At 67.3% G+C, this 13,943-nt stretch carries 14 protein-coding genes; 7 read left to right on the forward strand and 7 right to left on the reverse strand.

Annotated elements, in window-relative coordinates; all coding sequences use genetic code 11:
* Positions 1 to 6: 6 nt before the first annotated feature.
* Both PARHAE_RS06750 and PARHAE_RS06755 read right to left on the reverse strand, forming a co-directional pair.
* Entirely contained in the window at positions 7 to 3,339 is a 3,333-nt protein-coding gene (locus tag PARHAE_RS06750) for a transglutaminase family protein (protein ID WP_126153848.1), read from the reverse strand.
* Between the two features lie 73 nt (positions 3,340 to 3,412).
* Positions 3,413 to 4,306 (reverse strand): threonine-phosphate decarboxylase, encoded by an 894-nt coding sequence (locus PARHAE_RS06755; RefSeq protein WP_126153849.1) that lies wholly within the window; start codon positions 4,304 to 4,306, stop codon positions 3,413 to 3,415.
* A gap of 203 nt (positions 4,307 to 4,509) precedes the next feature.
* Here PARHAE_RS06755 and PARHAE_RS06760 point away from each other — a divergent pair, with 203 nt between their 5' ends.
* From PARHAE_RS06760 to PARHAE_RS06790, 7 genes are all read left to right on the forward strand, one after another.
* Positions 4,510 to 5,013, forward strand: a complete 504-nt coding sequence (locus tag PARHAE_RS06760) for a type III secretion system chaperone family protein (protein ID WP_126153850.1) — start codon at positions 4,510 to 4,512, stop codon at positions 5,011 to 5,013.
* A gap of 38 nt (positions 5,014 to 5,051) precedes the next feature.
* A complete protein-coding gene (gene proC, locus PARHAE_RS06765) occupies positions 5,052 to 5,867 on the forward strand; it encodes a pyrroline-5-carboxylate reductase (RefSeq protein WP_126153851.1) in 816 nt (271 codons plus the stop codon).
* Positions 5,864 to 6,196 (forward strand): tRNA-binding protein, encoded by a 333-nt coding sequence (locus PARHAE_RS06770; protein WP_126153852.1) that lies wholly within the window; start codon positions 5,864 to 5,866, stop codon positions 6,194 to 6,196. The genes proC and PARHAE_RS06770 overlap by 4 nt, the downstream gene beginning before the upstream one ends.
* Positions 6,196 to 7,143, forward strand: coding sequence for a 2-hydroxyacid dehydrogenase (locus tag PARHAE_RS06775; RefSeq protein ID WP_126153853.1), 948 nt, complete (start codon positions 6,196 to 6,198; stop codon positions 7,141 to 7,143). Before PARHAE_RS06770 ends, PARHAE_RS06775 begins: the two co-directional genes overlap by 1 nt.
* A 72-nt stretch (positions 7,144 to 7,215) precedes the next feature.
* On the forward strand, positions 7,216 to 7,419 hold the full coding sequence (locus tag PARHAE_RS06780; RefSeq protein ID WP_126153854.1) for a CsbD family protein: 204 nt from the start codon (positions 7,216 to 7,218) through the stop codon (positions 7,417 to 7,419).
* A 75-nt stretch (positions 7,420 to 7,494) separates the two neighbouring features.
* Complete coding sequence (locus tag PARHAE_RS06785; protein ID WP_338142918.1) at positions 7,495 to 8,484, forward strand: magnesium transporter CorA family protein; 990 nt, start codon at positions 7,495 to 7,497, stop codon at positions 8,482 to 8,484.
* 79 nt (positions 8,485 to 8,563) lie between these two features.
* On the forward strand, positions 8,564 to 9,622 hold the full coding sequence (locus tag PARHAE_RS06790; protein WP_126153856.1) for a DUF475 domain-containing protein: 1,059 nt from the start codon (positions 8,564 to 8,566) through the stop codon (positions 9,620 to 9,622).
* Between the two features lie 88 nt (positions 9,623 to 9,710).
* Here the strand turns inward: PARHAE_RS06790 and PARHAE_RS06795 are convergent, their stop codons facing one another.
* From PARHAE_RS06795 to ugpA, 5 genes are all read right to left on the reverse strand, one after another.
* On the reverse strand, positions 9,711 to 9,992 hold the full coding sequence (locus PARHAE_RS06795; RefSeq protein WP_126153857.1) for a protealysin inhibitor emfourin: 282 nt from the start codon (positions 9,990 to 9,992) through the stop codon (positions 9,711 to 9,713).
* A gap of 34 nt (positions 9,993 to 10,026) precedes the next feature.
* Positions 10,027 to 11,124, reverse strand: a complete 1,098-nt coding sequence (locus PARHAE_RS06800) for a M4 family metallopeptidase (protein WP_126153858.1) — start codon at positions 11,122 to 11,124, stop codon at positions 10,027 to 10,029.
* Positions 11,125 to 11,192: 68 nt separating this feature from the next.
* A complete protein-coding gene (locus PARHAE_RS06805) occupies positions 11,193 to 12,200 on the reverse strand; it encodes a sn-glycerol-3-phosphate import ATP-binding protein UgpC (RefSeq protein WP_126153859.1) in 1,008 nt (335 codons plus the stop codon).
* Positions 12,201 to 12,203: 3 nt separating this feature from the next.
* A complete protein-coding gene (gene ugpE / locus PARHAE_RS06810; protein ID WP_126153860.1) occupies positions 12,204 to 13,052 on the reverse strand; it encodes a sn-glycerol-3-phosphate ABC transporter permease UgpE in 849 nt (282 codons plus the stop codon).
* The gene (gene ugpA / locus PARHAE_RS06815; protein ID WP_126153861.1) at positions 13,052 to 13,930 is read right to left on the reverse strand and encodes a sn-glycerol-3-phosphate ABC transporter permease UgpA; all 879 of its coding nucleotides are present in this window, start codon (positions 13,928 to 13,930) and stop codon (positions 13,052 to 13,054) included. Before ugpA ends, ugpE begins: the two co-directional genes overlap by 1 nt.
* Positions 13,931 to 13,943: the final 13 nt, after the last annotated feature.

The following is a 13,943-nucleotide window of genomic DNA, read 5'->3' on the forward strand; positions in this document are numbered from 1 at the left end:
GGCGCGTCACACCCCCACCGCACGGCGCAGATCCAGCGTCAGCGGGAATTCGCGGTGGATGCGTTCCGGCGCGACCGGGTGGCCGTGGCCGGGGCGGTGGCCGTGAGGGCTGAAGCGCGCCAGGCGGCGCGCCTCGGCCTCGTTCCCGTTCACCGGGAAGGTGTCGTAATTTCGCCCGCCCGGATGGGCGACGTGATAGACGCAGCCGCCCAGCGGGCGATTCGACCAGCTGTCGAAGATGTCGAAGGTCAGCGGCGCATGGACCGGCAGGACCGGGTGCAGCGCCGATGCGGGCTGCCACGCCTTGAAGCGCACCCCCGCCACCGATTCGCCCGCGCCGATATCCGTCAGCGGCACCGCGCGGCCGTTGCACAGCACCTGATAGCGAAGGGGATCCGCCGCCGACAGCTTGACCTGCAAGCGTTCGGTGGAACTGTCGGTATAGCGCACGGTGCCGCCGATGGCGCCGGTTTCGCCCAGGACATGCCAGGGTTCCAGGGCCTGGCGCAGTTCCAGGTGGACCCCCTCGACCTCGACCTCGCCGCAGAAGGGAAACCGGAATTCGGCCTGGGCCTTGAACCAGTCCTGCCGCATCGGGAAGCCGTGGTCGGTCAGGTCGCGCAGCACGTCGCAGAAATCCGTCCAGACGAAATGCGGCAGCATGAAGCGGTCGTGCAGCGCCGTGCCCCAGCGGGTCAGGTCGCCCGAGGCGGGCGACTTCCAGAACCGCGCGATCAGCGCGCGCAGCAGCAGTTGCTGGGCCAGGGACATGCGCGCGTCGGGCGGCATCTCGAAGCCCCGGAACTCGACCAGGCCCAGGCGGCCGGTCGGACCATCGGGAGAATACATCTTGTCGATGCAGATTTCCGCCCGGTGGGTGTTGCCCGTCACATCGGTCAGGATGTTGCGCAGCAGCCGGTCGGTCAGCCAGGGCAGGGGCGGCGTGCCCCGGTCCGGCCCCGGGATCTGGGCCAGGGCGATTTCCAACTCATAGAGCGAATCGTGCCGCGCCTCGTCGATCCTTGGCGCCTGCGAGGTCGGGCCGATGAACAGCCCCGAGAACAGGTAGGACAGCGAGGGATGCCGGTTCCAGTGCCGGATCAGGCTGGCCAGCAGGTCGGGGCGGCGCAGGAAGGGGCTGTCATTGGTCGTCGCGCCCCCCACCACGACATGATTGCCCCCGCCGGTGCCGGTATGCTTGCCGTCGATCATGAACTTTTCCGCGCCAAGGCGGGACTGGCGCGCGTCCTCATAGACGCCCTGGGTGATCGCCACGCAGTCGTCCCAGCTTTCGGCGGGGTGGATGTTCACCTCGATCACGCCGGGATCGGGGGCGACCCGGATCACGTTCAGGCGCGGATCGTGGGGCGGGGCATAGCCTTCCACATGGATCGGCAGGTTCAGGCGCAGGGCCGCGGCCTCGACCGCGCGCAGCAGGTCCAGATATTCCTCCAGCGTCGCCACCGGCGGCATGAAGACGCAGAGCCGCCCGTTCTTCGGCTCGACCGACAGAGCGGTGCGGATCTTGCCGCCCAGTTCCGCGTCGCCCGCGCCAGGCCCTTGGGGCACCCCGTCCTGAACCGGCGCATGGGCGACGAAACTGGCCATGGGCTGCGACTTGCGGCCGGGCGCGACCGGACCCGGCGGGGCCAGCGGCGCGCGGTCCTGGGTCGGATCGGCCGGATTGACATAGGGATAGTCGGATTCCGGCAGATGCGGCAGCGACGACAGCGGCAGGCGATATCCGACAGGGCTGTCGCCGGGCACCAGGAAGATATGCCCGCGCCGCAGCCGCCAGCGTTCCGAATGCCACCGCAGGCCCGCGCGCGATTGCCAGGCCTGCACCGGCAGCACGAAGCCGGTGGGCACGGTCAGCCCCCGGTCGAAAACGGCCGCGATGCGGTGGCGCGCCTCGGGGTCGGCCAGTTCGCTGTTTTCGGGCGTGACATTCGCGGGCAGCCGGGCCTCGCGCAGCAGCCATTCGGCCGGATCCTCATAGGCGGGCAGCACGTTGTCGCCGGAAACGCCCAGTTCGGCCGCCATTTCCCGCAGCAGTTCCTGCGCCTGGAGGGCCGTCGCCGCGCCGCCGCCCGATTCGCGCGCGATCAGGCCGGGATTCTGCCAGACCGGCTGGCCGTCGCGCCGCCAGTAAAGCGAGAAGGTCCAGCGGGGCAGCGTTTCCCCCGGATACCATTTGCCCTGGCCGTGATGCAGGAACCCGTTCGGCGCGAAACGGTCTCGCAGCTTGCGGATCAGCAGGTCGGCGCGGTCGCGCTTCGCCGGGCCGACCGCATCGGTGTTCCATTCCGGGCTTTCGAAATCGTCGATGGACACGAAGGTCGGCTCTCCGCCCATGGTCAGGCGCACGTCGCCCTCGCGCAACGCCGCATCGACCTGGTGGCCCAGCCGGTTCAGGTCGGCCCAGGCATCGTCGCTGAAGGGCTTGGTGATGCGCGGATGTTCGGCCACGCGGCGGACCTGCATGTCGAAATGGAAATCGACCTCGGCAAAGCTGGCGGCGCCGCTGATGGGGGCGCAACTGCGGTAATGCGGCGCGGCGGCCAGCGGGATATGGCTTTCGCCGGCCAGAAGGCCGGATGTCGGATCCAGGCCGATCCAGCCGGCGCCGGGCAGATAGACCTCGGCCCAGGCGTGCAGGTCGGTGAAGTCGTGGGCGGTGCCGGAAGGGCCGTCAAGCGCCTGGAAATCGGGCTTCAACTGGATCAGGTATCCCGACACGAAGCGCGCGGCAAAGCCCAGATGGCGCAGCGCGTTGACCAGCAGCCAGGTGGAATCGCGACAGGATCCGCTGCGCAGGGCCAGCGTCTCCTCGGGCGTCTGGACGCCGGGTTCCATGCGGATGGTATAGCCGGTCTCGGCCGCGATGCGCGCGTTCAGCGCCACCACGAAATCCACGGTGCGGGTCCGGTCGCGCGGGATGCTGTCCAGCAGCGCGCGCAGCAGCGGCCCGGCGGGTTCGACGGCGCGGTAAGGGACCAGTTCCTCGGCCAGGTCGGGGGCATAGTCGAAGGGCCAGTGTTCGGCGCTGTCTTCCACGAAGAAGTCGAACGGGTTGTAGACGGTCATGTCGGCTGTCAGATCGACCTCGATCTTCAGCTCGCGGACGGGTTCGGGAAAGACGAAGCGCGCCAGCCAGTTGCCGAAGGGATCCTGCTGGTGGTTCACGAAATGGCCTTCGGGCGCGACCTTCAGCGAATGAGAGATGACACGGGTGCGCGAATGCGGCGCGGGGCGCAGCCGGATCACCTGCGGGCCAAGGATCACCGGACGGTCGTATCTGTAATGCGTCAGGTGATAGATGCTGGCCTTGATCGACATGCGCTGTCCCCGCTGGTCTTTCCCGCAGCTTACACAATGCGGTCCGGGGCGCGAGATCTTGCGGAGCCGTTGCCTAAAATTCGCGCAGGGCGGCGCAGAGGCGGTCCCATTCCGCGAGATCGGCCGGGATGCCCAGCCGCAGGCGGTGGTCCGGGCGGACAGGCCGATGCACCCGGATATGGGCGCGGGCCAGCCGGTCCTGCGCCGCCGCCGCATCGCCGGTGTCGTACAGGCGAAACAGATGCGTGCCGCCCGCCGGGCGCCATCCCGCCGCCGCGGCCAGACGGTCCAGGCGCAGCACGGCCTCGGCCAGATACAGGATCGTCTGATCGGCCCAGGCCCGGTCGGCCAGGGCCTGGGCGCCAAGCGACAGGGCCGGGCCGTCGGGCGGCGGGCAGTCGGACAGGCGGTCCAGCAGGGCGGGGGCGGCCAGCACCAGGCCAAGCCCCCGCAGGCCCCAGAACGGGCGGAGATCCCGCAGGATCAGCGCGTTGCCCGGCAGGGCGGGGGCCAGCGACAGATCGGGGCGCGGATCGGCAAGGCTTTCATCCACGACCAGGTGGCCCACCTGCCGGGCCAGCCGGGACAGCGCCTCGGGCGGCCAGTCCCGGCCAGCGGGATGGCCGGGATTCCCGACCACCGCAAGGTCGGCACCCGCCATGTCGTGGATGTCCCGGACCTGGGCCACCTGCCAGCCCGCCGCGCGCAGGGACGCCGCATCGCCGCCCGCCAGCACCGCCGCCCGACCGGGCGGCAGGCGCAGGATCGCCGCAGTCACCTCCGCCACCGCCCGGACCTGCGCGGGATCGCAGCCCAGCCAGTCTGCCGTAGCCTGCGCCAGCGGCTTTTGCGGCCCGTCCGCGGGCTGCGCGCGCCCCGGCCAGGGACGGCGGTTGGCCGCCCCGGACAGGTCGATCCAGCCCCGCGCCGAATCCTGTTCCGTATCGCCGCGCGGGTCGTCCTGCATGGGGTTCGCCTGTCTTGCCGTTCCGATGGCGCGATTTAGCCAGTCGTGGTGTTTTCCACAATCTTTTCGGGAATTTTGCTTTACAGCGGGCACAATCGCGACCACGATATGCAGTAGGAACATCCGGGCAACCCCGCCCGGTCTTGTTTCATGAACAAGGGACAGCGGCATCGCATCGCGTCCCGTCCGAGGCAGGATACGACATGGCGCAAACGGAAGCAGTGATTCCGACCGATGAGATTCATCCCATCGACATCGTCGAGGTGGTCGCCGCCCATCACGACTGGGATTTCGACCGCCTGGCCGACGATCAGATCGTCATGACGGTCCAGGGGCAGTGGCGCAGCTATACCCTGACGCTGGCCTGGTCCCCTCGGGAAGAGGTGCTGCGCCTGATCTGCACCTTCGACCTGGATCCGCCCGCCGACCGGCTGCCGCTGATCTATGAGACGTTGAATCTGGCCAACGATCAGGTCTGGGACGGCGGCTTCACCTTCTGGTCCAGGCAGCGGCTGATGGTCTGGCGCTATGGCCTGGTGCTGGGCGGCGACGCGATCGCCTCGGCCGAGCAGGTGGACCGGATGATCGGCAACGCGCTGCTGGGCTGCGAGCGGTTCTATCCGTCCTTCCAACTGGTTGCCTGGGGCAACAGCGCCCCCGCCGCCGCACTGGACATCGCCCTGGGCGAGGCCTACGGACGGGCATAAGGGGCGGCGCGGGCCCGATGCAAGATAAGGGGGGCCGGATGGGCGATTTCGACGATATCAACAGGCGCGGGCTGGTGCTGGTCGGTTGCGGGCGGATGGGCGGCGCGATGCTGCGCGGTTGGCTGGCGCGCGGGCTGGAACCCGGCGCGGTGACGGTGATCGACCCCCGGCTGGCGCCTGAATGGCAGGACAAGGGGCTGCGGGTGAACGCCGCGCTGCCCGCTGATCCGGCGGTGCTGGTGCTGGCCGTCAAGCCGCAGATGATGGCCGAGGCCTTGGGCGGCGCGCCGCGTCTGGCCGATACGCTGGTGCTGTCGGTCGCCGCGGGCACCACCATCGCCACCTTCGAAGCCGCCTTTCCTGGCGCGCCCATCGTCCGCGTGATGCCGAACACCCCCGCCGCCATCGGCCAGGGGATCAGCGCGATGATCGGCAACAGCCTGGCGACCCCGGCGCATCTGGATCTGGCGCAGACGCTGATGGCGGCCGTGGGCCGCGTTGTGCGCCTGGACAGCGAGGATCAGATGGATGCGGTGACCGGCCTGTCGGGCAGCGGACCGGCCTATGTCTTCCACCTGATCGAGGCGATGGCCCAGGCGGGCGAGGCGCAGGGTCTGCCCGCCGCGCTGTCGCTGGACCTGGCGCGCATGACCGTCGCCGGGGCGGGGGCGCTTGCCATCGACGCGGACGAGGATCCGGCGGTGCTGCGCGAAAACGTCACCTCGCCCGGCGGGACGACTGCCGCCGGGTTGCGGGTGCTGATGGATCCGGATAACGGACTGCCGCCGCTGATGGCGCGCACCATTGCCGCCGCCACCGAACGGGGGCGCGAACTGGGAAAGGCTTCACAATGACGATCAGCTTCGACGATTTCCTGAAGGTCGACATCCGCACCGCCACCATCACCCGCGTCGAGCCGTTCCCCGAGGCGCGCAAGCCCGCCTTCAAGCTGTGGCTGGACGTGGGCGATCTGGGCGAGCGCAAATCCTCGGCCCAGATCACCCGGCACTATGACCCGGAAACGCTGGTCGGCAAGCAGGTGCTGTGCGTGGTGAACTTTCCGCCGCGCCAGATCGGCCCCGTCCGGTCCGAGGTGCTGGTCCTGGGCGTCCCCGACGCGGACGGAGAGGTCGTGCTGGTCCGCCCCGACCTGACCGTGGCGAATGGCGGGCGGCTGTTCTGATGCGGCTGCTGGTGACGCGGCCCATGACCGACCGGGCCAGCCAGGCGATCCGCGACCGCTTCGACGCCACCTTCCGCGACAATACCCCGATGTCGGAATCCCAGGCCGCGCAGGCGCTGCGCGATTACGACGCGATCATCCCGACGCTGGGCGACGCTTTCACCGCCGCCACCTTCGCGCAGCCGGTGCGCTGCCGGATCCTGGCGAATTTCGGGGCGGGCTATAACCATATAGACGTAGCGGCGGCCGCGACGGCGGGGGTCGTGGTCACGAACACGCCGGGGGTGGTGACCGACGCCACGGCCGACATCGCGCTGACGCTGATCCTGATGACGCTGCGCCGCGCCTCGGAGGGAGAGCGGATCCTGCGTGCCGGTCAGTGGCAGGGCTGGAACCCGACGCAGCTTCTGGGCGGCCAAGTCAGCGGGCGGACCGTCGGCATCGTCGGCATGGGCCGGATCGGCAAGGCCATCGCCCGGCGCTGCCATTTCGGCTTTGGCATGGACGTGGTGTTCTTCAACCGATCCCCGGTCGCCGGCCTGGAATTCCCGGCCCGCCAGATTCCCGACCTGGACGGGATGCTGGAACAGGCCGATGTCGCGGTCGTCGCCGTTCCGGGCGGCGCGGGAACCCGGCACCTGATCGGCGCGCGGCAGATGGCGGCGCTTGGGCCGCAGGGCTATCTGGTCAATATCGCCCGCGGCGACGTGGTCGACGAAGCCGCGCTGATCCAGGCGTTGAACGCGGGGCAGATCGCGGGCGCCGGGCTGGATGTCTATGAACGCGAACCGCTGGTGCCGCAGGCGCTGCTGGACGCCCCGAACGCCACCCTGCTGCCCCATCTGGGCACCGCCACCGACGACACGCGCACGGCGATGGGGCTGCGCGCCCTGGACAACCTGACGGCCTTCGCCGAAGGGCGCGACCCTCACGACCGGGTGAACTGAGGCAGGCGCGCCGGAACCCTGGCCCGCCGCAGGCGGTTATTTCCCAGATCACAGCGTCCAAAGGAGACAAGCATGAACTGGGACATCATCCAGGGAAAATGGAAGCAGGTCAAAGGTTCGGTCAAGGAAAAATGGGGCGACCTGACCGACGACGACCTGGACCGGATCGACGGCAACAAGGACCAGCTGGCCGGCAAGTTGCAGGAAAAATACGGCTGGACCAAGGACGAGGCCGAACGCAACATCGACGACCATTTCCGCGACCGCACCTTCTGAGGCGGTTCGGCCCGAACGGGAAAGGGTGCCTTCCGGGCACCCTTTTTCTTTGGCGGACGGCAGGCTACCAAGGCGGTGTTTGCCAGGATCGGGATCGCCGCCATGATGTATTCCTATGTCATCCGCAACGGGCGCATCGTGCGGCAGGACAAGGACGCGCCCTTGGCCGATGCCATCTGGATCGACCTGATCGCCCCCGGAAAGCAGGAAACCGCGCTGCTGCGCGACCTGGGCGTCGATGTTCCCACGCTGGCCGATATGGAAGAGATCGAGATCTCGAACCGCCTGTATCGGGAAGCGGGGACGGACTACATGACCGCTGTGCTGCCGGGGGAACGGGGCGACGGCAACCGCGTGACGATGCCGGTCAGCTTCATCCTGTCGCCAGACCGGCTGGTCACGGTGCGGCACCATTCGCCGCGCCCGTTCCTGACCTATCCCGAACGCGGCGAACGGTCGACGCTGGGCTGTTCCACCCCCCACCGCCTGTTCCTGGGCCTGGTCGAGGAGATCATCGCCCGGCTGGCCGACATCCTGGAGGGATCGGGCCGATTGCTGGACGACACGACGATCTCGATCTTCGAGACCCGCAGCGCGCGCGGCCAGGGCGACCGCCTGCAAGCCGCGCTGCGCCAGGTGGGCCGCGAGGCCGAGGCCATGGCCCGCGTCCGGCTGTCGCTTCTGACCATCGAGCGGATGCTGGCCTTCTATATCGCCACCATCGACGAACAGCCCGAATCCGGGCGGCTGCGTCCGGTGGTCAAGGGCCAGTTGCGCGATGTCCAGGCGTTGGAGGTCCATGCCGATTTCCTTGGATCGCGGGTCAGCCTGGCGGTGGACACGACGCTGGGCATGATCAACCTGGAACAGAACAATACCGTGCGGATCCTGTCGGTGGTGGCAGCCCTGTTCCTGCCGCCGACGCTGATCGCCAGCATCTATGGCATGAACTTCCAGATGATGCCGGAACTGGACGAGGCCTGGGGCTATCCCATGGCGCTGCTGCTGATGGCGGGGACGGCGGCGGCGACCTGGCTGGTGCTGCGGTGGAAACGCTGGCTGTAGGGCCGCGCCCCTGCGGCGAAGGCCCTTGCCGCCCCAGTTCCAGCCGCCTATTGGTCGGTCCGTAAAGGGGAGAAACCCGATGCGTTCATCCTTGTCCTATCTTCGTTGGCCATTGATCGTCACGGCGACGGGCGTCGTCCTGGCCGCCTGGCTGGGGTATCGGTTTACCGGCAGCACCTCGGGCGCGGTGTCCTTCCTGATGATCGCGCTGGTGCTGGCGATCCTGGAAATCTCGCTGTCCTTCGACAACGCCATCGTCAACGCCAACAAGCTGAAGGAAATGACGCCCGCCTGGCAGCGCCGCTTCCTGACCTGGGGGATCCTGATCGCCGTCTTCGGGATGCGGGTCATCTTTCCGCTGCTGATCGTGGTGATCGCCGCCGGGATCGGTCCCTGGGCCGCGATCAGGCTGGCCGCGACCAGCCCCCAGGAATATTCCCGCCTGATCCAAGAGGCGCATCTGCCCATCGCGGCCTTCGGCGGCGCCTTCCTGATGCTGGTCGCTCTGACCTTTTTCTTCGACCAGTCCAAGGAGGTCGACTGGATCGGCAAGGTGGAACGCGCGCTGCGCGCCTGCGGATCGGTGCGCGGGATGGAGGTCGGCTTCGTGCTGGTCATCATCCTGGTCTTCGTCTGGCTGCTGCCGGTGCGCGACGAACACCTGTTCATGTTCAGCGCCATGTGGGGGATCGTGACTTTTCTTGCCGTGGATGCCCTGGGCCATGTGCTGGACCGCTGGGGCGAGGCGCAGGAACGGTCCCACAGCGCCGCGCAGGCGGGGCTGGGCGGGTTCCTGTATCTGGAAGTGCTGGACGCGTCCTTCAGCTTTGACGGCGTGATCGGCGCCTTCGCCCTGACCCAGAACCTGTTCCTGATCGCCATCGGACTGGGCATCGGCGCGATGTATGTGCGGTCCATGACGGTGATGCTGGTCGAACGCGGCACGCTGGCGGAATTCCGTTACCTGGAACACGGCGCCTTCTGGTCGATCCTGATCCTGTCGATCATCATGTTCGGCCAGACCATGTGGCACCTGCCCGAGGTCGTGACGGGAATGCTGGGCGCGGTCTTCATCGGCGCGGCCTTTGTCAATTCGGTCATGTGGAACCGCCGCCACAAGGGCGCGGCGCAGGGCTGACGGCCAAGCCGGGGGACTTCACGTCCCCCGGACCCCCTGTGGGATATTTGGACACAGAAGATGGGCGCGGGTTGGACCTGCGCCTTTCCTACATCTGGTCGATCAGGTCCAGCATCTCGGGCGGGATCTGCTGTTCGTGCAGGGTGAAGCTGCGGCTTTCGCGATCCTCGGTCACGGTGATGCAATAGGTCATGCGGTCGGCGCAGTCGCCGCAAGGCTGGCGAGCCAAGCGGGCCAGTTCGTCGGGTTCGAACGCGTGGCACAGTTCCTGGCGCATCTGTTCGGGCTGGTCCGCCACGTCGATGGTCTTGTGCAGACTGGCGGCGGCGATGCCGCCAAAGCCGCCATGCGCCGCGATTTCGATGATCATGACCCGACCCCCCGCTGATGCGGGGAATCTAGGGTCAGATGGCAATTCCCACAAGTTTCCAGGCGCGGCGCAGCATCACCGTCTCATAGCTGCCGCGGCTGGTCAGTTCGATGGCGGCGTCCATGGTCTGGTCGGCCCAGTCGGAAAAGCTGGCCATCGGATTGTTCAGCGTCTGAAGCGCCCGGTACCAGATCCGCCCCGGCAGTTCCCAGGCCCGCCCGCCCAGATAGGCGCAGAACAGGTAGAAGGCGTGGTTGGGGATGCCGGAATTGATATGCACACCGCCGTTGTCGTCAGCGGTCGCCACGAAATGATCCATGTGCCAGGGCTGCGGATCCTGGCCCAGCAGGTCGTCGGAATAGGCGGTGCCCGGCGCCTTCATGCTGCGCAGCGCTGCGCCGTTGATGCCGGGGCCGAGAATGCCGCGCCCGACCAGCCAGTCGGCCTCATGCGCCTCTTGTCCCAGGGCGCGTTGCAGCGCCAGGCTGCCGAACACGTCGGCGATGCTTTCGTTCAGCGCGCCCGACTGGTTTTCATAGATCAGCCCGCCGGAATGCTGGATGACGCCATGCGCCATCTCGTGCCCGATCACCGACAGTTCCAGGAAGGTGCGGAAAATCTTGCCGTCGCCGGTGCCATAGGCCATCTGCGTGCCGTTCCAGAAGGCGTTGTTGTAATCGCGCCGGTGATGGACGGTGGCTGTCAGCGGCATTCCCGCGCCGTCCAGGGAATTGCGGCCGTATTCCTCGGCGAACAGGGAAAAAACCTGGCCAGCCGCGTCATAGGCGGTGTCGGCATCCGCGATGCCCGTGGGATCCTGGCCTTCGGACCGGATCAGCTTGCCCGGCAGGGCGGCCTTGAACTGGCCGTCGTGGATGCGGCGGTCGGGACAGCACAGCCCCTGGGCCGGGGTGACGGCGGCGGCGACATAGGCCCCGGACGCATCTGCGGGGGGCAGGCCCGCGCGGGTCATCTCGGTCCGTTCCTCGCGCAGCTTTTCGGTCTGCTTCAGCAGGGTGCGCGCCATGTCCGCAGTCCTGGCATCGCCGCGCAGGGCCAGCACCCGCAGCATATAGGGCGGCACGATGCAGTGGATGGCATGGTGACGCGAACCGTTCAGCGAAAAGCACATGAGGCGAATCCCGTTCTGGAAAACTCATCCCAGAATAGCACGGGTCGATCATGAACGAAACATGAACATCAATCGATGCGCCGACCGCTTTCCGCCTGGAACAGGTGCAGCGATCCGGGGCGCCAGGCCAGGCGCAGCGTCCGGGGCAGTTCGACCCCCGAGGGCAGCGTCACCGTCAGCCGCTCGCCCCCGGTCTGGCCGTGGACCAGGCGTTGCGCGCCCAGTTCCTCGACCGCCAGGATCTCCATGTCGATGGGACCGTCCGGGGCAGGGGTCAGATCCTCGGGGCGGATGCCGATGGTTCCGGCATGGGCCGTGCCGGGCAGGTGCGGGACGGCGCGGTTGCTGATCAGGTTCATCGCCGGGCTGCCGATGAAACCCGCCACGAAGGTCGAGGCGGGCTTGCGATAGACCTCCAGCGGGGTACCGATCTGTTCGATCCTGCCGCCGTTCAGAACCACAAGCCGGTCGGCCAGGGTCATCGCCTCGAGTTGGTCATGGGTGACGTAGATCGAGGTGGTCCGCAGCCGGCGCTGCAAGTCCTTGATCTCCAGCCGCATGGTGACGCGCAGCTTGGCGTCCAGGTTCGACAGCGGCTCGTCGAACAGGAAGGCCGCCGGTTCGCGGACGATGGCGCGGCCCATGGCGACGCGCTGACGCTGGCCGCCCGACAATGCGCGGGGCTTGCGGTCCAGATAGGGACCGATTTGCAGGATCTCGGCGGCCTGGGCCACGCGGCGGTCGATTTCCGCCTTTGGGGTGCGGCGGTTCTTCAGCCCATAGGCCAGGTTCTGACGCACCGACATATGCGGATACAGCGCATAGTTCTGGAACACCATGGCGATGTCGCGGTCGGCGGGCTCCATGTCGTTGACCACCCGGTCGCCGATGCGGACGGTGCCTTCGCTGATCGATTCCAGCCCCGCCACCATCCGCAGCAGCGTGGATTTGCCGCAGCCGGACGGGCCGACCAGCACGATGAATTCGCCGTCAGCGATGTCGATGGACACGTCGCCCACGGCGCGGGTGCCGCCGGAATAGATCTTGCCGATCTTGTCGAGGGTAATGGATGCCATGTCTTACTTCTCCGTCTCGACAAGACCTTTGACGAACAGGCGCTGCATCCCGATCACCACCGCGACCGGGGGCAGCATCGCCAGCATCGCCGTCGCCATCACCAGATGCCATTGCGGCAGCCCGTCCACCGCGTCGGCCATGCGCTTGATGCCCGCGACGATGGTGTAGTAATCGCTGCTGGTGGTGATCAGCAGCGGCCACAGATACTGGTTCCAGCCATAGATGAACAGGATCACGAACAGCGCCGCGATATTGGTGCGCGACAGCGGCAGCAGGATGTCGCGGAAGAACTTCATCGGGCCTGCGCCGTCGATGCGGGCGGCCTCGGTCAGCTCGTCCGGGATGGTCAGGAAGACCTGGCGGAACAGGAAGGTCGCGGTCGCCGACGCGATCAGCGGCACGGACAGGCCGGCATAGCTGTTCAGCATCCCCAGGTCGGCGACCACCTGGAAGGTCGGGACGATGCGGACCTCGACCGGCAGCATCAGGGTGATGAAGATGCACCAGAAGGCCATCCGCCGCAGCGGAAAGCGGAAATAGACGATGGCGAAGGCCGAGGTGATCGAGATCGCGATCTTCCCGCAGGCGATCAGCAGCGCCATGATCAGGCTGTTCAGCATCATCGTGCCGACCGGGGGCATGCCGCTGGTGGACACCCCGGAATCCAGCATCCGGCCGTAATTTTCCAGCAGATGCGGGCCGGGCCACATGGGGATCGTGCCCGACATGAAGTCGGTCGCGGTATGGGTCGATGCGACGAAGGCCACCCAGACGGGCAGGGCGACGACGACGACCCCCAGCATCAGCGTCAGATGGGCCAGCAGGTTCAGGCCGGGGCGGTTCTCGATCATCAATAGGCGACCTTCTTCTCGACCCAGCGGAACTGGATCACCGTCAGGGCGATCACGATCAGCATCAGCACCACCGACTGCGCGGCCGACGATCCCATGTTCTGGCCCACGAAACCGTCGAAATAGACCTTGTAGACCATGATGTTGGTGGCCTGGGCGGGGCCGCCCTCGGTCGTGGCGTCGATCACGGCGAAGGTGTCGAACATCGCATAGACGATGTTCACGACCAGCAGGAAGAAGGTGGTCGGCGACAGCAGCGGTAGGGTGATGTCGAAGAACCGCCGCACCGGGCCCGCGCCGTCGATGGCGGCGGCCTCGCGCAAGCTGGCCGGGATGGATTGCAGGCCCGCCACGAAGAACAGGAAGTTGTAGCTGATCTGCTTCCAGGCGGATGCGATCACCACCAGGATCATCGCGTCGGTTTTCGAACTGATGTGGTTCCAGTCATAGCCGACCGTCGCCAGCACATAGGGCATGACGCCGATGGTCGGGTTGAAGATGAACCACCACAGGATCCCCGCGACGGCCGGGGCCACCGCATAGGGCCAGACCAGCAGTGTCGTATAGACGCTGGTGGACCGGATCATCCGGTCTACCGCGACCGCCAGCAGCAGCGAAAAGCCCATCGACAGGATCGTGACCGATACGGCGAAGACCGCTGTCACCTGCAACGAATTCAGGTATTCCGGGCTGGTCCACAGCGCCTTGAAATTCGACAGGCCCACGAAGGTCGTGTTGATGCCGAAGGCGTCCTGGCGCAGGAAGCTTTGCCGGATCGCCTGGGCGGCGGGCCACAGGAAGAAGACGAAGGTGATCGCCAGTTGCGGGGCCAGCAGCAGCCAGGGCAGCAGCTGGTTGCGGAAGATCGTGCGCTTCATCTTCGGGCCTTTC

The organism is Paracoccus haematequi, from assembly GCF_900631945.1.
Lineage (GTDB): Bacteria > Pseudomonadota > Alphaproteobacteria > Rhodobacterales > Rhodobacteraceae > Paracoccus > Paracoccus haematequi_A.

Bases quoted from the DNA above. Each gene is read 5' to 3' on its own strand.
- PARHAE_RS06750 (WP_126153848.1), bottom strand. From the start codon at position 3,339: ATGTCGATCAAGGCCAGCATCTATCACCTGACGCATTACAGATACGAC.
- PARHAE_RS06755 (WP_126153849.1), bottom strand. From the start codon at position 4,306: ATGCAGGACGACCCGCGCGGCGATACGGAACAGGATTCGGCGCGGGGC.
- PARHAE_RS06760 (WP_126153850.1), top strand. From the start codon at position 4,510: ATGGCGCAAACGGAAGCAGTGATTCCGACCGATGAGATTCATCCCATC.
- proC (WP_126153851.1), top strand. From the start codon at position 5,052: ATGGGCGATTTCGACGATATCAACAGGCGCGGGCTGGTGCTGGTCGGT.
- PARHAE_RS06770 (WP_126153852.1), top strand. From the start codon at position 5,864: ATGACGATCAGCTTCGACGATTTCCTGAAGGTCGACATCCGCACCGCC.
- PARHAE_RS06775 (WP_126153853.1), top strand. From the start codon at position 6,196: ATGCGGCTGCTGGTGACGCGGCCCATGACCGACCGGGCCAGCCAGGCG.
- PARHAE_RS06780 (WP_126153854.1), top strand. From the start codon at position 7,216: ATGAACTGGGACATCATCCAGGGAAAATGGAAGCAGGTCAAAGGTTCG.
- PARHAE_RS06790 (WP_126153856.1), top strand. From the start codon at position 8,564: ATGCGTTCATCCTTGTCCTATCTTCGTTGGCCATTGATCGTCACGGCG.
- PARHAE_RS06795 (WP_126153857.1), bottom strand. From the start codon at position 9,992: ATGATCATCGAAATCGCGGCGCATGGCGGCTTTGGCGGCATCGCCGCC.
- PARHAE_RS06800 (WP_126153858.1), bottom strand. From the start codon at position 11,124: ATGTGCTTTTCGCTGAACGGTTCGCGTCACCATGCCATCCACTGCATC.
- PARHAE_RS06805 (WP_126153859.1), bottom strand. From the start codon at position 12,200: ATGGCATCCATTACCCTCGACAAGATCGGCAAGATCTATTCCGGCGGC.
- ugpE (WP_126153860.1), bottom strand. From the start codon at position 13,052: ATGATCGAGAACCGCCCCGGCCTGAACCTGCTGGCCCATCTGACGCTG.
- ugpA (WP_126153861.1), bottom strand. From the start codon at position 13,930: ATGAAGCGCACGATCTTCCGCAACCAGCTGCTGCCCTGGCTGCTGCTG.